Raw genomic sequence first — 22,140 nt, 5'->3', positions numbered from 1 at the left:
TCATGGCAGTCGCGTGACACACACTATGCCCCTGCAGGGATTAACAAAAATCAATAATTATTGGGTTGTGTATAAGCAAAGACTTATAGTCGTCCCATCAAGGGTCGGCAGGAGTGTTTGAACAATGCGTAAGTCATTGATGCGTATGACATTGCGTCAATTGCAGATTTTCAATGAAGTCTGTGATTTGCGTTCCTACAGCCGCGCAGCCGAGGAAATGTCCCTCACGCAACCGGCCGTTAGCCTACAAATCAAGCAGCTGGAGGAGCTGCTGGGCCAGCCATTGTTCGATTACGTCGGCAAAAAGCTCTATATGACTGAAGCTGCTGAAGCCTTGCAACGGGCCAGCCGGGACATTTTCGGCCGCCTGGAAAACCTCGATATGCAGCTCTCCGACATGCAGGGCTCGTTGCAGGGCCAGCTGAAACTGGCGGTGGAATCCAGCGCCAAGTACTTCGTGCCGCACCTGTTTGCCGCCTTCAAGCGCCAGCATCCGGAGGTCAACCTGCACCTGACGGTGGTCAACCGCGCCCAGGTGATTCGCCGGCTTTCAGACAACCGCGACGACCTGGTGATCATGTCGATGGTGCCCCAGGACATGGGCCTGGAATTCCTGCCGTTCCTGAACAACCCGATTGTCGCGGTGGCACCCCACGATCATCCGCTGAGTCATCAAGGGCCGTTGCGCCTGCAGGACCTTGAGCCTTACACGCTGCTGTTGCGCGAGCCGGGGTCCGGCACGCGGATGGCGTGCGAAGAGTATTTCAAGGAGAAGCGCGTGCACTTCACCCAGACGGTGGAAGTGTCTTCGGCCGAGGCGCAGCGCGAGTGCGTGACCGCCGGGTTGGGCGTGGCGCTGCTGACGCGCCACGCGGTCAACCTGGAACTGGCCACCGGCGGGCTCAGGGAGCTGCCGGTGGAAGAACTGCCGCTGTACCGCAGTTGGTGCCTGGTGCAGGCCAAGGCCAAGCGCCTGTCACCGGTGGCCCATGCATTCCTGGGCTTTATCCGCAGCGAGCGACTGCAGATCAGCGCGCTGGCTGAACGCTTCGCTGGGCAGCCGCGGGTGCCTGCCAGTGGAGTTCCGGATAGTCACTGATGCTCTGTTGCAATTGACGCTGATCGCAGCGGTCTTCAATTGCGCGACGGAAGGCCATGCGGCGCTGGTCTTCCTGCTGGCGGCGGGTCTTGACGGTGCTGTTGCTTTCTTCGTATTGCCGAGCCATTTCGAGTCTCCCAATGCGAGTAAGGGGAGTTCAGGATGGGCTCGGGCAATGACGGTTTAGCGGCATGGGGATGACAGGACGATGAATCTTGCGGGGCAGGACCCAATCAAAATGTGGGAGCGGGCTTGCTCGCGAATGCGGTGGGCCAGCCAGCATATTCAGTGACTGACACTCCGCATTCGCGAGCAAGCCCGCTCCCACAATGGGTCCGCGTACAAACTATCAGTCGTCGAGGGCTTTTACGGACTTGGGTGACAACCGAAGGCTGCGCAAGCTGCGCTTCACGCTCTTGAGGTGGTTGACCAGGCTCGGGCCGCGCGCCATGGCCACGCCCATCGCCAGCACGTCGATCACCACCAGGTGGGCGATACGCGAGGTCAGCGGCGTGTAGATCTCGGTGTCCTCGTGCACATCGATCGCCAGGTTGACGGTCGACAGCTCTGCCAATGGCGTCTGGCTCGGGCACAGGGTAATCAGGGTCGCGCCGCTTTCACGCACCAGGTTGGCGGTGATCAGCAAATCCTTGGAGCGGCCGGATTGGGAAATGCAGATCGCCACGTCGCTGGGCTTCAACGTCACCGCCGACATCGCCTGCATGTGCGGGTCGCTGTAGGCCGCCGCCGTCAGCAGCAAACGGAAGAACTTGTGCTGGGCATCCGCCGCCACCGCGCCGGACGCGCCGAAACCATAGAACTCCACGCGCTGGGCCTGGGACATGGCGGTCACGGCTTTTTGCAGCTCCACCGGGTCGAGCTTTTCGCGCACTTCCATCAGGGTGTGCAGGGTGGTGTCGAAGATTTTCAGGCTGTAGTCGGCGACGGAATCGTCTTCGTGGATCGCAAACTGGCCAAAGCTCGCACCGGCTGCCAGGCTCTGGGCCAGCTTGAGCTTCAAGTCCTGGAAACCGGAGCAACCGATGGCGCGGCAGAAGCGCACGATGGTCGGCTCGCTGATGCCCACGCTGTGGGCCAGGTCGGCCATGGAACTGTGCATCACGGCCGCAGGGTCAAGCAGCACGTGATCGGCAACCTTGAGTTCCGATTTGCGTAACAGGTGGCGCGACTGGGCGATATGTTGCAACAGGTTCAAAGGGCTGGACTCTTGTTATTGGCAGACGCCAGGGATGTAGCAAGCTTGTAGTTATACTACAAGAATTACCGATTTGCCCGTTCGATGCATCACTTAATCACGCTGCTGCCCGCTGATTCAGCGGGCAGGCTCGATGTAGCCCCGCGTGCGGCTTGGGCTCAACTATGTAAAATCGGCATTTTTTCGTAACAAATCCGCCAAGCCATCCGCTTCCACCGGCCGACTGATCAAATAGCCCTGCACCTCGTCGCACTGCTCATCCCGCAAAAAGTCCAGCTGCTGCTGATCTTCCACACCCTCGGCCACCACCTTGAGCGACAGCCCGTGGGCCATCGCAATGATGGCGCGGGTGATCGAGGCATCTTCGCGTCCCTGGCCCAGGCCGCGAATGAACGTCTGGTCGATCTTCACGTAGTCCACGGGGATGCGCTTGAGGTAACTGAGGGATGAGTAACCGGTGCCGAAATCATCAATCGCCAGCTTCACCCCCAGGTCGCGCAGTTGCTGGAAGGTCGAGATGATGTGCTCGACGCTGTCGAGCAGCTGGCTTTCGGTCAGTTCCAGCTCCAGGTATTGCGGATCAAGCCCGGTTTCTTCCAGCACCTGGCGCACCAGGCTGATCAGCTTGCCCTGGCGCAGTTGGTGCACCGACAGGTTGACCGACACCCGAATCGGCGCCAGCCCCTGGCGTTGCCATTCACAAGCCTGCCAGCACGCCTGGCGCAACACGAACTCCCCCAGCGGCACGATCAGGCCGGTTTCTTCGGCCAGCCCGATAAAATCGCCGGGCGGCACCATGCCCCACTGCGGATGTTCCCAGCGAATCAACGCTTCGGCCGCATTCAGCTTGCCACTGGCCAGGCACAGTTTGGGTTGGTAGAACACCGTAAGCTGGCGCTCATCAATCGCCTTGCGCAGCTGGTTTTCCAGCTGCAAACGTTCCAGGGTGCTGGCCTGCAGGCTGTCGGTGTAGAACTGGAAGTTATTACCGCCCAGGTGCTTGGCGTGCTGCATGGCCATGTTCGACTGGCTGACCAGCGCGGATATTTCCCGCGCATTGTCGGGCAACAGGCTGACGCCCATTGAGGCACTGACCACCAGCTCGTGCCCTTCCACCGTCACCGGCACCCGCAACTTGGCCAGCAACCGCGTGGCCACCCGCGCCAGGCTCGACAGGTTGCCGTAGGCGTCGAACAGCACGGCGAATTCATCGCCAGAGAGCCGCGCTATGGTGTCGGCCTCAGGCAAGGCGTTGATCAAGCGGCGGGCCATTTTCTGCAACAACTGGTCGGCCACTTCATGCCCGAGGCTGTCGTTGAGCAGCTTGAAACGGTCCAGGTTGATATGCAGTAAAGCCAGGCTGCGGCCACCCTGGCGCACCCGCTGATGGGCTTCGCGCAACCGCTCGCGGAACAGCGAGCGGTTGGCCAGCCCGGTCAATTCGTCGTAGTGCGTGAGATAGCGCATGCGCTCCTCGGATTCGCGCCGCGCGGACAGATCAGCGAAGAAACCCACGATATGGCTTACATTTCCCCGAATATCCCGGACTACATTCAGTTGTAGCCATTGCGGGTAGAGTTCGCCGTTCTTGCGGGTTTCCACGAGCTCGCCCTGCCAGGTGCCGTGGCTGAGCAACGCCTGGCGGATCACCGGGAAGTGGCGCCGTGCGTCGCGGCTGCTGGGCAGTTCCACGACATTGCGCCCGATCATGTCGTCGATGTCGAAGCCGGTGACGCGGCTGAATGCCTGGTTGACGGCTATCAGCACGTAGTCCGGATCGAGGATCACAATGCCTTCGCTGGCCGCCTCAAACACCGTCGATGCCAGGCGCTGCTGTTCTTCCAGGACCTTGCCGGCGCTGATGTCGCGGCGGGTGCCGAGCATCCGCGTGACGCGTCCACTGGGCGAGCGCTCCACGGCGCGGCCACGGTCCTGGATCCATACCCAATGGCCATCGCCATGGCGCACCCGGTATTCCACCAGGTAGTCCTCGCTGCGGCCTTTAAGGTGCTCCACCAGCGCGCGCTTGAGCAGCGGCAAGTCGTCCGGGTGCAGGCGTGGCTTGAGGTGGCTGAGCATCGCCGTGACGTATTCCGGCTCCAGGCCGAACAACTCCTTGAGCTGGGTATGGTGGACCTCATCGGTTTGCAGGTTCCAGTCCCACAGCCCCAGTTCGCTGGCCTGCAACGCCATGGCCAGACGCGCCTCGCTTTTGCTCAGGGCCAGGCTCGCCGCGTCCAGTTCCTGACTGCGCTGATCGACGCGTTGCTGCAGGCCGATCTGTGCTTCGCGCAACTCTTGTTCGACCTGGCGCCGCTGCTCCACCTCACGCACCAGTTCCTGGTTCAGTTGCTCGCTGCGTTGCTGCGCTTGCTGCAGGTGCTCGATCAACGCCTGGTTCTGGAAGCGCCTGAGCAGCCCGCGCTGGATCAGGCGATTGACCTGCCATGCCACCAGGCTCAGGGATGCCAGCAGAATCAGGCCCAGGCAACCCCAGCCTTGCTGTTGCGGGTCGCCGCTCCAGAATAAATAGAGGATGGCCGGCACCAGGCAGGGCACGGCAAACGACAGGAAAGCCGGCAGGCTGACGGCATAGGCCACACTGGCGGACAAGGTCGCCGCGCCGAGCAGGCCGAACACCCAGGCCTGTTGCGCAAAACTGTCCACCGGTACCAGGGCGATGGCAGCACTGGCCAGCGTCAAGCCGCTGACGGCCGAGCCCAGCATGAACATGCGTCGCCAGATCGGCTGCGCCTGGCGGCTGGGCATGGCGGAATCGAACGCCGCCACCTGAATTACCCGCAAGGCCACCAGCGCCAGCAGCCATACCAGCCAAATGCTGTCCAGCAGATAGCGCTGCGGACTCCAGAGCAACCAGGCGCAGACCAGTCCATTCACCAGCATTAATAAAGTAGGCAGCAGGGAGCCTTGGTAAAGCAGGCGCGTGCGCTCCACCGCCATCTCCATGGCGTAGTGCTTGCGGATAACCTGCGCCGGCGCCACGGAGGGTCCCGCCAGGTCAATGCTAAGGGTCATAGGCAGTGTTCTTATAATGGTGAGCCCGAAACGTCGACGGAGCATACACAAGCAAACGCTCGGGCCAAACTGCCCCAAGTCATAAAAACAGCGCGACAATCCGGCGCAAACCTTGGAGCCAGACAGCTTGAGTGAGACAGGGCGCGGGCTGTGGGCGATGACCGACCGGTCATCACCGTGAATAGATTGTTGCCTTATCCTGTGTCGACGCAGAAGTTTTCCCGTGACCACCCGGCATTGGGATTTGCCCGACTCCCCCGGGCACCCTAGAATGCGCCGATGCGCGATGATCTCTCTCTTTTGCTGAACTCCCTCAACGATGCCCAACGCCAGGCCGTAGCGGCCCCCGTTGGCCGTCAGTTGGTCCTGGCCGGTGCTGGCTCCGGTAAAACCCGAGTGCTGGTGCACCGTATCGCCTGGTTGATCCAGGTCGAGAACGCCTCACCGCATTCCATCCTGTCGGTGACCTTCACCAACAAGGCCGCTGCCGAGATGCGTCATCGCATCGAGCAGTTGATGGGCATCAGCCCGGCCGGCATGTGGGTGGGCACCTTCCACGGCCTGGCGCACCGCCTGTTGCGGGCGCATTGGCAGGAAGCCGGCCTGAGCCAGACCTTCCAGATTCTCGACAGCGACGACCAGCAACGTCTGGTCAAGCGGGTGATCCGCGAGCTGGGCCTGGATGAACAACGCTGGCCGGTCCGTCAGGCCCAGTGGTTCATCAATGGCCAGAAAGATGAAGGCCTGCGCCCGCAACATATCCAGGCCAGCGGCGACCTGTTCCTGGCCACCATGCGCAGCATTTATGAAGCCTATGAAGTGGCCTGCCAGCGCGCCGGCGTCATCGACTTCTCCGAACTGCTGCTGCGCGCCCTCGACTTGTGGCGCGACAACCCGGGCTTGCTGGCGCACTACCAGAAACGCTTCCGCCACATCCTGGTGGACGAGTTCCAGGATACCAACGCCGTGCAGTACGCCTGGTTGCGCCTGCTGGCCAAGGGCGGCGACAGCCTGATGGTGGTGGGCGACGACGACCAGTCGATCTACGGCTGGCGCGGCGCGAAAATCGAGAACATCTACCAGTACAGCGACGACTTCCCGGACGCCGAAACCATCCGCCTGGAACAGAACTACCGCTCCACCGCCGGGATCCTCAAGGCCGCCAACGCCTTGATCGCCAACAACACCGGGCGCCTGGGCAAAGAGCTGTGGACCGACGGCGGCGAAGGCGAAGCGATCAACCTGTACGCCGCCTTCAACGAACACGATGAAGCGCGCTACGTGGTGGAAACCATCGAAAGCGCCCTGAAAACCGGCCTGGCCCGCAGCGATATCGCGATTCTCTACCGCTCCAACGCCCAATCACGGGTATTGGAAGAGGCCCTGCTGCGCGAGCGCATTCCGTATCGCATCTATGGTGGCCAGCGCTTCTTCGAACGTGCCGAAATCAAGAACGCCATGGCCTACCTGCGCTTGCTGGAAGGTCGCGGCAACGATGCGGCGCTGGAACGGGTGATCAACATTCCGGCCCGTGGCATCGGCGAGAAGACCGTCGAGGCGATTCGCGACCACGCACGCCACAGCGATGTGTCGATGTGGGAAGCGATGCGCCTGCTGATCGCCAACAAGGGCCTGACCGGCCGTGCGGCCGGTGCCTTGAGCGTGTTTGTCGAGCTGATCGAGAACCTGGCCGCCAAGTGCATGGAAATGCCCCTGCACCTGATGACCCAGACCGTGATCGAGCAGTCCGGCCTGATCGCCTACCACGAAGCGGAAAAAGGCGAGAAAGGCCAGGCCCGGGTAGAAAACCTTGAGGAACTGGTCAGCGCCGCCCGCGCGTTCGAAAACACCGAAGAAGACGAAGACCTGACGCCACTGGCTGCATTCCTCGGCCACGCTTCCCTGGAAGCCGGCGACACCCAGGCTGATGAGCATGAAGACAGCATTCAGCTGATGACCTTGCACAGTGCCAAGGGCCTGGAATTCCCCTACGTGTTCCTGGTGGGCATGGAAGAAGGCCTGTTCCCCCACAAGATGAGCCTGGAAGAACCCGGCCGCCTTGAGGAGGAACGCCGCCTGGCCTACGTGGGCATCACCCGGGCGATGCAGAACCTGGTGATGACCTACGCCGAAACCCGGCGCCTGTACGGCAGCGAGACCTACAACAAGGTGTCGCGCTTCGTACGCGAGGTGCCGAAAGGGCTGATTCAGGAAGTGCGCCTGTCCAACAGCGTCAGCCGACCGTTCGGCGGCGGCCAGCAGCAGAACTCCAGCAGCATGTTCGCTGGTTCGGAAATCCCCGAGACGCCGTTCAGCCTTGGCCAGCAGGTCAAGCACGCGATCTTCGGCGAAGGCGTGATCCTCAACTTCGAAGGCGCCGGTGCCCAGGCCAGGGTGCAGGTGAACTTCGCCGAAGGCAGCAAGTGGCTGATGATGGGCTACGCCAAGCTCGAAGCAATCTGAAACAACTGTAGAACATGAAGGATGTTGCCCCACCCTTGTATTTGGCAGCGGCGGGGCCAATATCTGTAATAAGTCCTACAGACGATTCGGTATTGGCCCTACGCAAAAGCCCGAAACACTATGCCGCTAGCCACTGACATCACACCTGTGCAACATGGCGCGCGTGCAATCCACAAATGGGAATTCCCTTTATGAAACGTTTTCTTAGCATCGCCATGGCGTTGTGCATCGGCCTGACGATGAGCCTCGACGCCAACGCCAAGCGCTTCGGTGGCGGCAAATCCATGGGCTCGGCGCCGAGCCACCAGACCAGCCAAATGGCCCCATCCGGCGGCGGCATGGGCGGCGCAGCTGCGACCGCTGGCGCTGCCGGTGCCGCAGGCGCTGCTGCCAAGGCTGGCGGTGCTTCGCGCTGGTTGGGCCCTCTGGCCGGTATCGCGGCCGGCGGCCTGCTCGCCTCCATGTTCATGGGCGGCGGCTTCCAGGGCATGCAGATCTTCGACATCCTGATCATGGCGGTCATCGCCTTCCTGATCTTCCGCTTTATCGCCGCCCGTCGCCGCAAGCAACAGGAGCACATGGCTCCAGCCGGCGCGCCGATGCAGCGTGAAGTGTTCGAGCAAAAGCCTGCTGCCATGGGTTCGATCTTCGGCGGTTCGGCTGCTCCTGCCGCCGCTCGTCCGGTGATCAACGCACCCGCCTGGTTCAACGAAGAGCGCTTCGTCGAAGCGGCCCGCAGCCACTTCCAGTCCCTGCAGCAACACTGGGACGCCAACGAAATGGACAAGATCGCCGAGTTCGTGACCCCGCAACTGCTGGAGTTCCTCAAGCGCGAACGTGCCGACCTGGGCGACGGCTTCCAGTCGACCTACATCGACGACCTGAAAGTGCAGCTTGAAGGTGTGGATGACCGCGCCGACAAGACCATCGCCACCCTGACCTTCAGCGGTGTGTCGAAGACCTCGCGTTTCGACCAGGGCGAAGTGTTCAGCGAAAGCTGGAACATGGAACGCCCACAAGGCGAAAACCAGCCTTGGCTGGTCGCCGGTATCCGCCAGAACGGCTGATCCCTGCCCGCTTTGAGTACGCAGTAACAAAAACCCCGGACTTGTCCGGGGTTTTCTATTTCACGGTTGCACTTATAGCGAGCTACTGTATAAAACGCCCCTATAAACCGCGCCATCTAGCAAGAGGATCCCGGCCGTGGAAGAAGTTATCGAACAATTGCGTGAAGCCAACGAACCGGTACCGGTTCCTCTGGAGCTGCCTGACGAAGATCAACTGGTGGAAATCGAGGAACAACTGTTCATCGATATTCCGTTCGTCTTCCGTGAATTTCTGCTGACCGTCAGCGATGTGGTCTACGGCAGCCTGGAGCCGGTGACCGTCACCGACCCACAGTCCCACACCTACCTGCCGGACGTTGCCGCCAACGCCTGGGATGCCGGTGTTGACCGCAGCATGATCCCGATCTGCCAGGACGGCGACGACTACTACTGCGTCGAAGAAGACGGCACCGTGGTGCTGTGGTCCGGCGAAGAAGAACTCGTCACCGAAGAAACCTGGGAATCGGTGTGGCACTGGGCGCGGGACGTCTGGCTGGAAAGCTGAGACCCCTGTGTGCCGAGGGCGCTTGTTGCTCGCGCTGGGCTGCGAAGCAGCCCTCTGCGGCCCACTCAGTGCTCCGGCGTATCCTTATGGTTATCCAGGGTCTCCAGCAAGGCGACCTGCATCCGCGTATGCACGCGGATGAACCAGCGCCAGAGCACGGCGGCCACCGCGGCCGTCACCACGGCGATCAGCACCAGCAACTTGTTGGTCGGCAGGATACTGGCCGACAAGGCTGCCAATAGCAGGAAAATCACCAGCAGCGAAAGAATCGGGATCACTTCGGCGATCACCCGGCGCACGCGCTGAGTGTGGCGCCCGGCCATTTCCGGCTTCACGCTCATCTCCGCCAGCAGCATCGACAGCGCCTTGAGCTTGCGGTACGCCGCAATCAAAAACGGCAGCGACAGCAGCAACGCCCCACCCCAGATCAATGCCTTCTGCCAGCTCGGATCGCTGACCCAGCCTTCCAGGTAGCTGCCAATACGCGCCGCGAAAAAGCTGCCGGCAAAGAAGATCGCCACCACCAGCGCCAGGTTCACCCCCACCTGCAGAATGATCTTGCGGATCATCGACGCCAGCATCGCACCCTCGCCCTGGGGCTGAATGCTGCGCAGCCACTCGCCATACATCCCGAACACCCGGCTCATGCGCTTGGGCATCACTGCGGCAATCTTCAGCGACAGCGGGTCTGCGCCACGGATCAGATAGGGTGTGAGCAGTGTGGTAATCGCAGAAACAGCCACCGCCACCGGATACAGAAAGTCGCTGGTGACCTGCAATGTCATGCCCAGCGCGGCGATGATGAATGAAAATTCGCCGATCTGTGACAGCCCCATCCCCACTCGCAATGAAGTGCGGCCATCGTTACCCGCAATGAACGCCCCCAACCCACAGGACAACATCTTGCCCAGCACCACGGCCACGGTAATCACCGCAATCGGCCAGGCGTATTGCAGGAGGATCTGCGGGTCGATCATCAAGCCAATGGCGACAAAGAAGATCGCGCTGAACATGTCGCGAACCGGTTCGATCAGGCGCTCAATCTTCAGCAATTGCCGGGATTCAGCCATGATCGCGCCGATCAGGAATGCCCCCAGCACCATGCTGTATTCCAGCTTGACCACCAACAGGCAGAAACCGAAACACAGGCCCAGCACGGTGATCAGCAGCATCTCATTGCTTTCGAATTTGGCCACGTATTCCAGCAGGCGTGGCACCAGCAAAATCCCGATCACCAGCGCGACAATCATGAACAGCGAGAGCTTGCCGACGGTGGAGAACACCTCGCCGGAGCTGACCGTGCCGCTGACGGCAATGCTCGACAGCAAGGCGATGATGCCGATGCCGAGGATGTCTTCGACGATCAGCACCCCGAAAATCAGCTGGGCAAAGCGCTGGTTTTTCATCTTCAGGTCATTGAGCGCCTTGACGATGATGGTGGTCGAGGAAATCGCCAGGATCGCGCCCAGGAACAGCGAGTCCATGGTGTTCCAGTCGAACCAGCGGCCGATTTCGTAGCCGATCCAGATCATCAGGATGATTTCGAGGAACGCCGCGATAAAGGCGGTGGCGCCAACCTTGAACAGCTTGCGCAGGCTGAACTCAAGGCCCAGGCAGAACATCAGGAAGATCACCCCAAGCTCGGCCAGGGTCTTGATCGTGTCTTCGTCGTGGATCAGGCCAAACGGTGGGGTGTGCGGGCCGATGATGAAGCCGGCGACGATATACCCCAACACCACCGGCTGCTTGAGCCGATGGAACAGGATCGTCACCACCCCGGCCACCAGCATGATCACGGCCAGGTCCTGGATAAAGCTGATGGCGTGCATGGCGAGGGGCTCCTTGAGGGGTACTGGCGCTTTTCCCATTTCCACGCATGCACCCCGAAAGGTCGCAATGAACGGAAAGAAAAGTCTGCCTTGATCGTAAGAATTGCCTTTGAGACGGGCTTTTGAAGGGTAACACCGCGACTTGCGGCAGAAAGCCGGTGCAATATATGGAAACAGATCGCCCCAGGCGTGACGGCAAGCCGGGGCCCAGCGTCCCGTTATGAATGGCTCTGCAAAGATTCCAGCACCCGCAGAGGTGCCTCCCCACCCAATGCCTACAACCCGTGAGTGTGCTATGGAACCCGGAAACGCCCAGCTGTCGATGACAGTATTGATGACCCCTGACATGGCCAACTTCTCTGGCAATGTGCACGGCGGCACGCTGCTCAAGTACCTCGACGAAGTGGCCTACGCCTGCGCCAGCCGTTATGCCGGGCGCTATGTGGTGACGTTGTCGGTGGATCAGGTGATTTTTCGCGAGCCGATCCATGTCGGCGAGCTGGTGACCTTCCTGGCCTCGGTCAACTACACCGGCAACACGTCGATGGAAGTGGGGATCAAGGTGGTCACCGAGAATATCCGGGAGCGTTCGGTACGCCACACCAATAGCTGCTTCTTCACGATGGTCGCGGTGGATGACCAGCGCAAACCGGCCGCCGTGCCGCCGCTGCAACCGCAGAACAGCGAAGACAAGCGACGGTTTGTGCAGGCTCAACAGCGCCGGCAGATTCGCCAGGAGCTGGAAAAGCGCTATCAGGAAATCAAGGCAGACGGCCCGTAAGAGCCCGCCAGGTTTCTGGATGACCGCTTAGTAACGCGAGCACTTGTCAAAGTGCGCACACACATCAAAGCGCTGGTCCAACTGGGCCATGCGCTCCATATGGTGATTGACCACCTCCATCGTCACGCTCTTTCGGGTATTCACGTAGTACTGCACCATAAGCTTGTCGTTCTCCGCTACGCGCGATTTGATCGCACTGTCCGTAGGCTGCATCCATTGCTCCAGGACGGCATCCTCAGTTCCCCGCAGGCGCTGGCGGTACACCTCAGTGTAAAACCCCAGAGCCCAGGCCAGACGACCGGCAGACTCTTGATTCGACAGTTCGTAGTTCTGCCGAAACTGGTTCCAATAATCCGGCGGCAAGGTATACGAGCCCATCAACGCCTTGCGCTTGCTGATCAACTCATCAAGCTCTTGAGGCGAGGTTTGCATTCGGTCGACTTTATTCTCTGACACGATGGCCGTGATCGACTGCGCACGCTCGTCAAGAATGCGATCAATCAACACCATTCGCTGCGGAGTATCCGGTAACAACTTGCCGAATATCGGACCTTTGCCCTCGCAAGACGGCATGCCGGTCTCGAACAGCGGCTGCGGGATCCGCACGTCCTTGCCGTCCAATCGCGTAAGACGCTGGAGCAGCGTGCTGCATTGGCGGCCCTGCAATTCGAAGGTCACTTCGTACTCTTCACCCGCCTTGGGCGTTAGATTGAACGCTTTGCCACAGACATAGGAGCTGCCGTTGGTGTTGATCATCAACATAGTGTCCTTTCCGGGCGCCAGCTTGATCTCCAGCAGCCCACGAGCCGTGGGCGGTGGCGGCACAAGCATGTCTACCCGCCGCTTGGTGTCCACCAGGAACATGTTGTTGAGAATGCCTGTGGTCTCACCCATGCAGTGCTGTGCGTCATAGACAAAAAGGGTGCTGTTGGTGGTGTTGGAGATGAACCGCAGCTTCGCCGCATCGGGCTCGGTTGCGTCAGGATAGGTACCGTGGACGCTGCAACCACTGAGCAGCGTAACCAGGGCCAATGCGATAAATGCCCGTGGCGAATGGAGCAGGGATAACGACATGATCTTCCTTGATGAACGCAGAGGGCAAAAAGACGGCCGGTAGTAACGGACGCCCTTTGCGTCGCTCAATCAGGAATAGTCCTACAGCCCGATTGGGGTTGCCTCGAAGCGAACTCGCGGATGGGCAATCCGGTCCTGGGCACGCACCAGTTCCAGCTCATAGCTGGCGCACGCCTGGGTTTCCAGCAGTACTTCATGCACCGCTGCAGCAGTGAACTCAAAGGCCGCCACCAGGCTATCGCCCAACAACACCCGCGCCAGGAACAGGCCCGACGTCAGGTCGCCCACGCCCACCGGCTGACGCGGGAATGCCAGCAGTGGCCGACGCAGATGCCAGCTGCCTTCAGCCGTCACCAACAGCATTTCGAAGCCGTCCGGCAGCTTGCCGGGATAATCCAGGTGCTTGACCAACACCGCCTTCGGCCCGCGGGCCAGTAACGCACGGGCCATCCCCAGGCAATCGAACAGCGACTGCGGCTTGCGCCCGGCAAAGCTGTCCAGCTCCAGCTGGTTGGGGCACAGGAAGTCGGCCATCGCCGCCGCTTCCTCCAGCAGGAAGTCGCTGACCTCCTGGGGGACGATGCAGCCTTTTTCCGGATGCCCCATCACCGGGTCACACAGGTAAAGAGCCTTGGGGTTGATCGCCTTGATCCGCGCCACGCCGGTGAGGATCGCCCGGCCCTGGGCCGCACTGCCCAGGTAGCCCGACAGCACTGCATCACAGTTGCCCAGCTCGCCAATCGCCTCGATGCCTTCCACCAGCGCAGGAATTTGCTGCGGCGCCAACACTTCTCCCGCCCACTGACCATACTGAGTGTGGTTGGAGAACTGCACCGTATTGAGCGGCCACACGTTCACCCCGACCCGTTGCATGGGGAACACGGCGGCGCTGTTTCCGGCGTGGCCGAAGACCACATGAGACTGGATCGCAAGCAGATGGGGCGTACGTTTCATGCAGGGGATTTCCGTAAAGCCGTTGATATTCTGGCTGCGCAGTATGCGACTAAACGCGGCCTGTACGACAGACCGGAGACGCAGTTAAGCTGGCCCTACTTTGTTGGAGTTCATCGAATGCTGACCCTCGGAAATATCTTCGTGCTGATGCTGCTGGCGACCGGTGCCGCCTGGCTGTGGCACAACCACGGCCTGCGCGAGCGGGCGCTGGAACGGGTCAAGCAGCACTGCGCCAAGCTCGACATCGAGCTGCTCGATGGCGCCGTGGCGTTGAAGCGCATCGGTTTTGTGAAAGATGCCAGCGGGCGGCGGCGCCTGGCACGGATCTACAACTTCGAATTCACCGTGACCGGCGAAACGCGGCACCCGGGTACCATCACCCAATTCGGCGCCCACAGTGCACAAATCGAGTTGGCGCCCTACCCGTTCGAGATCAAGACGCCATTGCCCAGCGCCGAGATCATTGAGCTAAGCCAGTGGCGCCAGGAGCATGGCAACAGCAAGACCCGTCACTGACGGCAAGCGGTTAACCCACCCTGTAACTGCGCAACGTCCTGCACTTCGCTGAAGATCAATTCGATACGCGAATCCCGCCGCCATTCGCTGGGCTGCCAGGCCAATGCTGCGTTATCCACAGCGTTGGCCGATGCCCAGCCATCCAGGCTGTGGATAACCAGTTTTGCCCGTCGCCAGTCCAACGATTGCAGCCATTGCTGAATGCGCCGCGCGTCGAATCGCTGGCTCGGATGCCAGCGCCAGCCAATGCTCCAGCCATCCTCCTGGCCCTGGCTGAGGCAGATCGGCGATGCCGGATCCGTCCAGATGGCCGGCATTTGCCCCAGGCCTTTGGGCAACTCGAAATTATCCACAGCCGCTGCCGCTTGAGCATTCACACCCGGTAACCGGGCCAAGGGCAGTTGCGCCTGCTGCGTCCAATAGATCGGCCGGTCGGGCAGTTGTCCTTGAATCAACAGGCGCTGCGCATCACTTAAGGCTTCATTCTTGTTCAATACCAACAGCCCGGCGCTGGCTAATGCCTCCCGTTGGGCATTGGGTAAAGGTTTACCCGCCGCCAACGCCTGGGCGTCCAGTACGAGTACGCACGGCTGCACCGCCAGTACCTGCTGCCAGGGTGCTTCCCGCAGCTGCTTGAGCAATTGAGCCGGGTGCCCAAGCCCGGACGGCTCGATAAACAGCCGGTCGGGCCTGGCCTTACGCAACAAACGCCCCAGTCCTACCTGAAACGGCGCCCCGTTGACGCAACACAGGCAGCCACCCGCCACTTCACCGAGGGCAATCCCGTCGTCATCACGGGTGAGCAGCGCGGCATCCAGGCCAATCTGCCCGAACTCATTGATCAACACCGCCCAACACTCGTTGGCCGGGCGCTGGGCCAGCAGGTGCTTGATCAGGCTGGTCTTGCCGGCGCCCAGGGGCCCGGCAATCACGTGGGTGGGAATGTTCTGCAGCATGGTGGACATCATTCAGACCGTGTAGAGAGGTTCGATCCTACCCGGTTACGCCAACCAATCCAGCGTCAGGATCAACCGTCGCTCATCCGCTTGCAGTTGCGGCGAGCGATGGATCAGGCCAAAGCCTTCGTTGCCGTGCCATTTTTCGCCCTTGAGCAACGCCACTTCACCGCAGTGGATTTGCTCAATGCGTTCTTCTGGCTCAGCACTCGCCTGGCTCAGGTGTCGCCGCTCCATAACCCCCTCGCGCAACCACTGGCTGCCGATGCCGGCGTAGGTGGTGATCAGCCGCACCGGCACATGATCCACATGAAAACGCGGGCACATGGCCTTGTCCAATAGCCGCAAACGCACGCCGATACGCTTGGCTCCGAGCAAACAGGCAAAGGCGCTGACCAGCCACGACACATCGGCGATAAAGCCTTCGTAGCCTTCAAGGTCACGGCAACCCGATGCAAAGTCCTGCAGGTTTGGCTCGGCGTCTTCGCTGTTCAGTTCAACCACCAGCGACTCGGCCAATGGCTCATTGAGTGCCACCAGTAACGCGCCGAACTCGGCGATGTGCAGAGGCAACTGACGCTGCCACACCGCTAGGTTCACGCCGTCCTCAAGGATATCAGTGAGCACGGCCGGGGTTTCGCCGTGGGTCTGGCGTACCACCGGGCGCAGTTTCAGGGTCGGTGCCAGCATCAGGCAGCCTCTTCGAACCAAGGGCCAAAGGGATCGGCCAACAAGCGCCAGCCTTCGACACCCGTGGCCATTTCATCGTCGGTCAGCAAACAAGCGTCCAGCTCGGCGGTCATCTGGGCGAAGTCGATGTTCTGGCCGATAAACACCAGCTCCTGCCGGCAATCGCCGGTGCTCAGTTGCCAGTTTTTCATGATTGCGGCGATGCCTTCCTCGTCCTGGGGCCACTGGGTTTTCGGCACGAAACGCCACCAGCGCCCGGCAAACCCATGGCGCATCAGGCCGCCAGCCTGGGACCAGCTACCGGCGTCCTGGTGTTTGCTGGCCAGCCAGAAAAAGCCCTTGGAGCGCAGCAGTTTTCCATTCACCCAAGGCCGGTCGATAAAGTCGAAAAACCGCTGCGGGTGGAACGGGCGGCGGGCGCGATAAGCGGTGGAGGCGATGCCGTACTCTTCGGTTTCCGGCAGGTGTTCGCCACGCAGTTCCTGCAACCAGCCCGGCGCCTGGGAAGCACGCTCGAAGTCGAAACGGCCGGTGTTGAGGATCTTCGCCAACGGCACTTCGCCCATGACCATCGGGATGATTTCAGCCTGGGAGTTCAAGCGCTCCAGGATCGCCATCAACTCCTCGCGCTCACTGCTGCTGATCAGGTCGATCTTGCTGATGAGGATCACATCCGCAAATTCGATCTGCTCGATCAGCAGGTCGGTGATCGAGCGCTCGTCCTCTTCACCGAGGGTTTCGCCCCGGGACGCCAGGCTTTCGGCAGCCTGGTAGTCGAGCAGGAAGTTCATGCCGTCGACCACGGTGACCATGGTGTCGAGCCGGGCAATGTCCGCCAGGCTCTGGCCTTCTTCATCGCGAAAGGTGAAGGTTTCCGCCACCGGCAACGGCTCGGAGATCCCAGTGGACTCGATCAACAGGTAATCGAACCGACCTTCCTTGGCGAGCTTTCCGACTTCTTCCAGCAAGTCTTCGCGCAGGGTGCAGCAGATGCAGCCGTTGCTCATCTCCACCAGCTTTTCTTCGGAGCGATTGAGGGTGACGTCGCGCTGGACCTCACTGCCATCGATGTTGATTTCGCTCATGTCGTTGACGATCACCGCCACCCGCAGGTTTTCGCGGTTGCGCAGGACGTAGTTGAGCAGCGTGCTTTTGCCGGCGCCGAGGAATCCGGACAGCACAGTAACGGGGAGACGATTGGGCATCAGGTATTCCTCATCAGGGTTGGCCGGTCAAATCGCCCGTTGATGGCGTTCGCGCAGCTCTTCACGTTCTTTGGCTTCGATACACAGGGTGGCCGTGGGGCGCAGCAGCAGGCGCTTGAGGCCGATGGGTTCGCAGGTTTCACGGCACCAGCCGTATTCACCGCGGGCCAGGCGTTCCAGGGCTTCGTCGATCTTGTCCAACAGCTTTTTTTCGCGCTCCAGCAGGCGCAGTTGCCATTGGCGCTGTTCTTCGGCGCTGCCGACATCGGCGGGATCGCTGTTGGGCTCCTGTTCGCGCAGCACCATGAATTCAGCGTCGATACGCGCTTGCAGCTCGTTGCGCTGGGCCAGCAGCAGCTCGCGGAAGAAACCTTGCTGGGCTTCATTCATGTAGTCGGCGCAGGGTTGGGCGAGAAGGTCTTGTTCGGTCATCGGAGGTGGTTCACGGGTCAGGCTGTTTTTTAATGTTATAGTATAACAATACAAATAAGCCAATCCCCCTTGCTCGTGACGACGAAGGGCGCAATGCTGGCAGCCGAATAACGCCCCGAGAGCCTCTATGAAATACCTGCTGTGTGCTGTGTTGCTGATGCTGGCGAGCCTGGCCAACGCCCAGGTGCCCAGCCTGCTGGCCAACTGCACCCGCAGCGCCAACCTGCTCGCGTGCGTCGACGCCCAGGGCAATGCCTACAGCGTCGCGACGGCAGGCAGCACTACGTATTTGCGGGGCTTTGAAGTAATCGGAAAACGCTATTGGGCACAGACCAGCAGCCGCTACGGGCAACTGACGTTCTTTACCGGGTTGGCTTCCGATGGTGAGGCGTGGGTGGGCTACACGCGGCGAGTGGGCTGGACCACCCTCAACCGGTTTTCCAGTTCCGGTGGTGCCAGCGCCAAGTTCACCTGTAGTCGAATCACCGGCTGTTAGACCTGGCCGGTTTTCTGTTCCTGAACCCAGGCCATGTAGCTGTTCATCGGCGGGTTCTTCTGGAAGTAGTTCTTCAACCCTTCAAATAAACCGTCTGCCACCGCCTGTTGATGGCGTGCGGTGACCAGTCGCTGGGCGTCCTGGGTGTTGGAGATAAACCCGGTTTCCACCAGGATCGACGGCACGTCCGGCGACTTGAGCACCGCAAAGCCGGCCTGTTCCACGCGTTTTTGATGCAGCGTGGTGATGCTTTGCAGGCTGCCCAGTACCGAGCTGCCCAATTGCAGGCTGGAGGCGATGGTGGCGTTCATCGACATGTCGAGAATCACCCCGGCCAGCATCGGGTCCTTGTCCTTGAGATTGAGCAAGGTGGTGGCGCCCAACAGGTCGGCGCCGTTTTCCCGCTGCGCCATGAACCGTGCGGTGGCGGAGGTGGCGCCGCCTTCAGACAGCGCATAGACAGAGGCGCCGGATGCGGTAAGCCGTGGCGCGGCATCGGCGTGTACCGAGATAAACATGTCGGCTTTGTGCTGACGGGCGATGTCCACACGTTTACGCAGCGGCACGAAGAAGTCGTCGTTGCGCACCAGCTTCACATCGAAGCCCTTCTCGCGCTTCAGACGCTTGGCCAGCAATTGGGCGATGGACAGCACCACGTCTTTTTCGCGCTGGCCCTTTGAGCCAATCGCGCCGGGATCCTTGCCGCCGTGCCCAGGGTCGACCACCACGATGATGTCGCGTTTCGGATGAGCCCTGTCCACCGGCGCCGGCACGGGTGCAGCCAACGCGGCCGGTGCCGCAGCGATTTGCATAGGCGCATGAGTGGCACTGGTCAGGTCCAGCACGAGGCGGTGGCCCTGGCCATCCTGCGGCGGCAGGAGAAAGCTGTTGAGCTGCATCGGCGCCTTCAAATCCAGCACGATCCGCGTATCGCCCTGCCCGAAATGCCCCGAGCGAATCGAGGTAATGCCGCTGTTGGTCAGGGCCAGTTGGCTGAAATCACCGGTCAGCTTCGCGCCGCTCAAATCGATGATCAACCGCTCCGGCGCGGTCAGGGTGAAGGTCTTGTATTGCACCGGGCCGCTGAGGTCCAGCACCAGCCGCAGCTTGTTATCCGACCGCCACAGCCGTGCATTGCGGATCTGCGCGGCAGACACGCCCAAGGGCAAGGTGAACACCGCACTGGCCAGCAGCAGGTTGAGGAGTTGACGTCTGTGCATGACTTACACCGCAAATAAAGGAGCTTCCGTACTCGACATGACTGAATAAAAGACAGAACAGAAAAAATTTCGTCGTTTCAATTGTAATAATATAACATGTCTTTTTATTTCCAACGATGGACCTGCTCATGAACGCGCTGACTCTGCCCGATATCGCCGCGCAGGCTTCACGCCAAGCCTTGCCGCTCGATTGGGTGGGCATGTGCGGCATTGCCCTGCCCATTCTGATCGACGGCCAAAGCCTTAGCGCCACGGCTGATGCCGGCGTCAGCCTGGACGACGGCGAGGCCCGTGGCATTCATATGTCACGGCTTTACCTGGCGCTGGAAATGCTTGAACAGCAACCGCTTTCGCCAGCACTGCTGCGCAGTGTATTGCAACGTTTTCTCGACAGTCATGAAGGTTTATCCACAAATGCCTACCTGCGGATTCATGCAGGTCTGCTGCTGAAACGCCCGGCGCTGGTCAGCCCGTTAGCCGGCTGGAAAAGCTACCCGGTGAGCATCGAGGCGCGCCTGGAAAACCAGATGTTCCACGTGGAACTAAAAATTGACGTTACTTACTCTTCAACCTGCCCTTGCTCCGCTGCCCTCGCCAGGCAATTGATTCAGCAGCAATTTATCGAGGACTTTGCCGGCACACCGCTGCAGCACGAAGACGTACTGACCTGGCTCGGCAGCGCAAACGGCATCGTCGCCACGCCCCACAGCCAGCGCAGCAGCGCGCTGTTGCAGGTCCGGCTTCAAGGCGATCAGCCAACACTGCCGCTGACCCAGTTGATCGACGAAACCGAAGCCGCCCTCGGCACTGCCGTGCAAACCGCCGTAAAGCGTGCAGACGAACAAGCCTTCGCCCTGGCCAACGGGCAGAACCTGATGTTCTGCGAAGACGCCGCCCGCCGCCTGAACCTCGCCTTGAAACGCTCGGATGCGGTCAATGCCTTCCACTTGAAAGTAATCCACGCCGAAAGCCTTCACGCGCACGATGCCGTGGCCGAAAGCCGCTGGACGAGACCTTCCGAATGATCACCTGCACCGCTTTGCGCTGGGGCGCCCCCGGCCAACCACTGACCCCCGCCGTGGATTTCACCCTGGAAAAAGGCAGCCTTACCGGCATCATCGGCGCCAACGGCACCGGCAAAAGCAGCCTGCTGAAAGTTATCGCCGGATTGCAGAAGCCACTGGCGGGGAAAGTGACGATCGATGTTCCACGCCGAGGTGGCCTGTCGTTTTTGCCCCAGCAACAGAACCTCGATCGCCAGTTTCCTATCAGCCTTGAAGAATTGGTGGCCGCCGGTTTTTGGGGCAGCAGGCAAACCCCGCAACAACGTACCGAACGCCTAAGCGCCGTGCTCGAAGACTGGTGCCTCAGCGGCCTGGAGCATCGGCCGTTGATGGCCTTGTCGGGCGGCGAACTGCAACGCGCCCTGCTCGCCCGCATGAGCCTGGCCGAGTCGCCGATATTGCTGCTGGACGAACCCCACGCCGCCCTCGACGAAGACGGCCAGGCGCTGTGCTGGAAACACATCCACGCCTGGCACGACGCAGGTCGCACGGTGGTCGTGGTGTGCCATGACCTCGGCTCCGTACGCCAACACACCCAGCAAGTGGTGCAGATCAAAAGCAGTGGCTGCGTGTTCGGCTCCAGCAAAGAACTGATCCGCCCGCAGCCGCAAATGCAGGTGGCCTGATGCACTTCGCCGCCCACCTGTGGATGCCGTTTCTCGATTTCGTTTTCATGCGCCGCGCGCTCGTCGGCGGTCTGGTATTGGCATGCAGCACGGCGCCGCTTGGGGTGTTCCTGATCCTGCGCCGCATGAGCCTGATCGGTGACGCGGTGTCCCACGGCATCCTGCCCGGCGCCGCACTGGGCTTCTGGTTTGCCGGCCTGAGTTTGCCCGCGCTGACCATCGGCGGCCTGGGCGCCGGCCTGAGCATGGCCGGCCTCGCCGCCTGGATTACCCGTCGCACCGGGCTGAAGGAAGACGCCAGCCTCGCCGCCATCTACCCGATCTCCCTGGCCAGCGGCGTGCTGATCCTCGGCCTCGCCGGAAAACGCCTGGACCTGCTGCACCTGCTGTTCGGCTCGGCCCTGGCGGTAGACGGCCCGACCCTCACCGGCATGCTGTGGGTCTCGGGCTTCAGCCTGATCGCCATGGTGGTGATCTACAAACCGCTGCTGCTGGACACCCTCGACCCGCTGTTCCTGCAAACCGTCAGCCGCCTAGGCCCGCTGGCCCACGGCCTGTTCCTGACGCTGGTGGTGCTGAACCTGGTGATCGGTTTCCAGGCCATCGGCGCGTTGATGGTGGTCGGCCTGATGATGTTGCCGGCGATTGCTTCACGTTTCTGGAGCCGGCGCCTGCCGGTGTTGATCGCCATATCAGCGGTGCTGGGATGCCTGTCGGTATGGCTTGGCTTGTTGCTGTCGTTCTACTACTCGCTGCCCAGCGGCCCGGCAATTGTGCTGGTGGCTGGCGGCTGGTACCTGCTGTCCGTGGTCTTCGGTCCGGTGCACGGCTTGCTGCGCCGCCCGCCTTTGCTTACATCCCAATGAGGTGTT

21 protein-coding genes are annotated in these 22,140 nt (G+C 61.1%); 10 read left to right on the top strand and 11 right to left on the bottom strand.

Annotated elements, in window-relative coordinates:
* Positions 1-124: 124 nt before the first annotated feature.
* On the top strand, positions 125-1,099 hold the full coding sequence (locus tag HX814_RS07525; RefSeq protein WP_003213443.1) for a LysR family transcriptional regulator: 975 nt from the start codon (positions 125-127) through the stop codon (positions 1,097-1,099).
* Here the strand turns inward: HX814_RS07525 and HX814_RS31455 are convergent.
* The 3 genes from HX814_RS31455 to HX814_RS07515 all read right to left on the bottom strand — a co-directional run bounded on the left by HX814_RS31455 (position 1,029) and on the right by HX814_RS07515 (position 5,351).
* Complete coding sequence (locus HX814_RS31455) at positions 1,029-1,226, bottom strand: PA3496 family putative envelope integrity protein (RefSeq protein ID WP_003213445.1); 198 nt, start codon at positions 1,224-1,226, stop codon at positions 1,029-1,031. The genes HX814_RS07525 and HX814_RS31455 overlap by 71 nt on opposite strands.
* 222 nt (positions 1,227-1,448) lie before the next feature.
* On the bottom strand, positions 1,449-2,315 hold the full coding sequence (gene hexR, locus HX814_RS07520; RefSeq protein WP_003213447.1) for a transcriptional regulator HexR: 867 nt from the start codon (positions 2,313-2,315) through the stop codon (positions 1,449-1,451).
* A gap of 162 nt (positions 2,316-2,477) precedes the next feature.
* Positions 2,478-5,351 (bottom strand): GGDEF domain-containing phosphodiesterase, encoded by a 2,874-nt coding sequence (locus HX814_RS07515; protein WP_177009038.1) that lies wholly within the window; start codon positions 5,349-5,351, stop codon positions 2,478-2,480.
* Between the two features lie 279 nt (positions 5,352-5,630).
* Between HX814_RS07515 and uvrD the strand changes: the two genes are divergently transcribed.
* The 3 genes from uvrD (at position 5,631) to HX814_RS07500 (ending at position 9,425) form a co-directional block, all read left to right on the top strand.
* Complete coding sequence (uvrD, locus tag HX814_RS07510; RefSeq protein WP_003213452.1) at positions 5,631-7,814, top strand: DNA helicase II; 2,184 nt, start codon at positions 5,631-5,633, stop codon at positions 7,812-7,814.
* Positions 7,815-8,005: 191 nt separating this feature from the next.
* Positions 8,006-8,881, top strand: a complete 876-nt coding sequence (locus HX814_RS07505; RefSeq protein ID WP_003213454.1) for a Tim44 domain-containing protein — start codon at positions 8,006-8,008, stop codon at positions 8,879-8,881.
* Between the two features lie 136 nt (positions 8,882-9,017).
* Positions 9,018-9,425, top strand: coding sequence for an SMI1/KNR4 family protein (locus tag HX814_RS07500; RefSeq protein ID WP_003213456.1), 408 nt, complete (start codon positions 9,018-9,020; stop codon positions 9,423-9,425).
* 65 nt (positions 9,426-9,490) lie between these two features.
* On the opposite strand, the gene HX814_RS07495 is transcribed toward HX814_RS07500, so the two are convergent.
* Positions 9,491-11,254, bottom strand: coding sequence for a cation:proton antiporter (locus HX814_RS07495; protein ID WP_003213459.1), 1,764 nt, complete (start codon positions 11,252-11,254; stop codon positions 9,491-9,493).
* 295 nt (positions 11,255-11,549) lie between these two features.
* On the opposite strand from HX814_RS07495, the gene HX814_RS07490 reads away from it, so the two are divergent.
* Entirely contained in the window at positions 11,550-12,035 is a 486-nt protein-coding gene (locus HX814_RS07490; RefSeq protein WP_003213461.1) for an acyl-CoA thioesterase, read from the top strand.
* Between the two features lie 27 nt (positions 12,036-12,062).
* On the opposite strand, the gene HX814_RS07485 is transcribed toward HX814_RS07490, so the two are convergent.
* Complete coding sequence (locus HX814_RS07485) at positions 12,063-13,109, bottom strand: hypothetical protein (RefSeq protein WP_177009037.1); 1,047 nt, start codon at positions 13,107-13,109, stop codon at positions 12,063-12,065.
* A gap of 81 nt (positions 13,110-13,190) precedes the next feature.
* Positions 13,191-14,063, bottom strand: a complete 873-nt coding sequence (gene pdxY / locus HX814_RS07480) for a pyridoxal kinase PdxY (protein WP_177009036.1) — start codon at positions 14,061-14,063, stop codon at positions 13,191-13,193.
* 117 nt (positions 14,064-14,180) lie between these two features.
* Between pdxY and HX814_RS07475 the strand changes: the two genes are divergently transcribed.
* Positions 14,181-14,579, top strand: coding sequence for a DUF3301 domain-containing protein (locus HX814_RS07475; RefSeq protein WP_003213466.1), 399 nt, complete (start codon positions 14,181-14,183; stop codon positions 14,577-14,579).
* Here HX814_RS07475 and HX814_RS07470 read toward each other — a convergent pair.
* From HX814_RS07470 to dksA, 4 genes are read right to left on the bottom strand one after another with little or no spacing between them, the layout of a single operon-like run.
* The gene (locus tag HX814_RS07470) at positions 14,573-15,535 is read right to left on the bottom strand and encodes a GTP-binding protein (protein WP_177009035.1); all 963 of its coding nucleotides are present in this window, start codon (positions 15,533-15,535) and stop codon (positions 14,573-14,575) included. The genes HX814_RS07475 and HX814_RS07470 overlap by 7 nt on opposite strands.
* Positions 15,536-15,580: 45 nt before the next feature.
* On the bottom strand, positions 15,581-16,225 hold the full coding sequence (locus tag HX814_RS07465; RefSeq protein ID WP_177009034.1) for a DUF1826 domain-containing protein: 645 nt from the start codon (positions 16,223-16,225) through the stop codon (positions 15,581-15,583).
* Entirely contained in the window at positions 16,225-17,430 is a 1,206-nt protein-coding gene (zigA, locus tag HX814_RS07460; protein ID WP_003213472.1) for a zinc metallochaperone GTPase ZigA, read from the bottom strand. The genes HX814_RS07465 and zigA overlap by 1 nt, the downstream gene beginning before the upstream one ends.
* A gap of 27 nt (positions 17,431-17,457) precedes the next feature.
* Positions 17,458-17,862, bottom strand: a complete 405-nt coding sequence (dksA, locus tag HX814_RS07455) for an RNA polymerase-binding protein DksA (RefSeq protein ID WP_003213474.1) — start codon at positions 17,860-17,862, stop codon at positions 17,458-17,460.
* A 127-nt stretch (positions 17,863-17,989) separates the two neighbouring features.
* Between dksA and HX814_RS07450 the strand changes: the two genes are divergently transcribed.
* Complete coding sequence (locus HX814_RS07450) at positions 17,990-18,358, top strand: hypothetical protein (RefSeq protein ID WP_003213476.1); 369 nt, start codon at positions 17,990-17,992, stop codon at positions 18,356-18,358.
* Here HX814_RS07450 and HX814_RS07445 read toward each other — a convergent pair.
* Complete coding sequence (locus tag HX814_RS07445; protein WP_003213478.1) at positions 18,355-19,578, bottom strand: N-acetylmuramoyl-L-alanine amidase; 1,224 nt, start codon at positions 19,576-19,578, stop codon at positions 18,355-18,357. The two genes, HX814_RS07450 and HX814_RS07445, sit on opposite strands and share 4 nt — an antisense overlap.
* 128 nt (positions 19,579-19,706) lie before the next feature.
* Between HX814_RS07445 and folE2 the strand changes: the two genes are divergently transcribed.
* The 3 genes from folE2 to HX814_RS07430 are packed head-to-tail and all read left to right on the top strand — an operon-like array spanning position 19,707 to position 22,134.
* Positions 19,707-20,603 carry a GTP cyclohydrolase FolE2 gene (gene folE2 / locus HX814_RS07440; protein WP_003213480.1) on the top strand — a complete coding sequence of 299 codons (897 nt, stop codon included), beginning with the start codon at positions 19,707-19,709 and terminating at the stop codon, positions 20,601-20,603.
* Complete coding sequence (locus HX814_RS07435; protein ID WP_008439505.1) at positions 20,600-21,268, top strand: metal ABC transporter ATP-binding protein; 669 nt, start codon at positions 20,600-20,602, stop codon at positions 21,266-21,268. The genes folE2 and HX814_RS07435 overlap by 4 nt, the downstream gene beginning before the upstream one ends.
* Complete coding sequence (locus tag HX814_RS07430) at positions 21,268-22,134, top strand: metal ABC transporter permease (protein WP_003213483.1); 867 nt, start codon at positions 21,268-21,270, stop codon at positions 22,132-22,134. The genes HX814_RS07435 and HX814_RS07430 overlap by 1 nt, the downstream gene beginning before the upstream one ends.
* Positions 22,135-22,140 lie beyond the last annotated feature (6 nt).

It is taken from the genome of Pseudomonas sp. C8002, from assembly GCF_013385765.1.
Lineage (GTDB): Bacteria > Pseudomonadota > Gammaproteobacteria > Pseudomonadales > Pseudomonadaceae > Aquipseudomonas.
The sequence above is the reverse complement of the archived record's forward strand: the minus strand, read 5'-3'. Positions and strand labels throughout refer to the sequence as shown.

What these genes read in the sequence shown, in the direction of transcription:
- HX814_RS07470 (WP_177009035.1), bottom strand. Translation starts at nt 15,535, where the DNA reads ATGCTGCAGAACATTCCCACCCACGTGATTGCCGGGCCCCTGGGCGCC.
- HX814_RS07435 (WP_008439505.1), top strand. Translation starts at nt 20,600, where the DNA reads ATGATCACCTGCACCGCTTTGCGCTGGGGCGCCCCCGGCCAACCACTG.
- HX814_RS07495 (WP_003213459.1), bottom strand. Translation starts at nt 11,254, where the DNA reads ATGCACGCCATCAGCTTTATCCAGGACCTGGCCGTGATCATGCTGGTG.
- HX814_RS31455 (WP_003213445.1), bottom strand. Translation starts at nt 1,226, where the DNA reads ATGGCTCGGCAATACGAAGAAAGCAACAGCACCGTCAAGACCCGCCGC.
- HX814_RS07490 (WP_003213461.1), top strand. Translation starts at nt 11,550, where the DNA reads ATGGAACCCGGAAACGCCCAGCTGTCGATGACAGTATTGATGACCCCT.
- HX814_RS07445 (WP_003213478.1), bottom strand. Translation starts at nt 19,578, where the DNA reads ATGCACAGACGTCAACTCCTCAACCTGCTGCTGGCCAGTGCGGTGTTC.
- HX814_RS07525 (WP_003213443.1), top strand. Translation starts at nt 125, where the DNA reads ATGCGTAAGTCATTGATGCGTATGACATTGCGTCAATTGCAGATTTTC.
- pdxY (WP_177009036.1), bottom strand. Translation starts at nt 14,063, where the DNA reads ATGAAACGTACGCCCCATCTGCTTGCGATCCAGTCTCATGTGGTCTTC.
- HX814_RS07505 (WP_003213454.1), top strand. Translation starts at nt 8,006, where the DNA reads ATGAAACGTTTTCTTAGCATCGCCATGGCGTTGTGCATCGGCCTGACG.
- folE2 (WP_003213480.1), top strand. Translation starts at nt 19,707, where the DNA reads ATGAACGCGCTGACTCTGCCCGATATCGCCGCGCAGGCTTCACGCCAA.
- HX814_RS07430 (WP_003213483.1), top strand. Translation starts at nt 21,268, where the DNA reads ATGCACTTCGCCGCCCACCTGTGGATGCCGTTTCTCGATTTCGTTTTC.
- HX814_RS07515 (WP_177009038.1), bottom strand. Translation starts at nt 5,351, where the DNA reads ATGACCCTTAGCATTGACCTGGCGGGACCCTCCGTGGCGCCGGCGCAG.
- HX814_RS07465 (WP_177009034.1), bottom strand. Translation starts at nt 16,225, where the DNA reads ATGCTGGCACCGACCCTGAAACTGCGCCCGGTGGTACGCCAGACCCAC.
- zigA (WP_003213472.1), bottom strand. Translation starts at nt 17,430, where the DNA reads ATGCCCAATCGTCTCCCCGTTACTGTGCTGTCCGGATTCCTCGGCGCC.
- dksA (WP_003213474.1), bottom strand. Translation starts at nt 17,862, where the DNA reads ATGACCGAACAAGACCTTCTCGCCCAACCCTGCGCCGACTACATGAAT.
- uvrD (WP_003213452.1), top strand. Translation starts at nt 5,631, where the DNA reads ATGCGCGATGATCTCTCTCTTTTGCTGAACTCCCTCAACGATGCCCAA.
- HX814_RS07485 (WP_177009037.1), bottom strand. Translation starts at nt 13,109, where the DNA reads ATGTCGTTATCCCTGCTCCATTCGCCACGGGCATTTATCGCATTGGCC.
- HX814_RS07450 (WP_003213476.1), top strand. Translation starts at nt 17,990, where the DNA reads ATGAAATACCTGCTGTGTGCTGTGTTGCTGATGCTGGCGAGCCTGGCC.
- HX814_RS07475 (WP_003213466.1), top strand. Translation starts at nt 14,181, where the DNA reads ATGCTGACCCTCGGAAATATCTTCGTGCTGATGCTGCTGGCGACCGGT.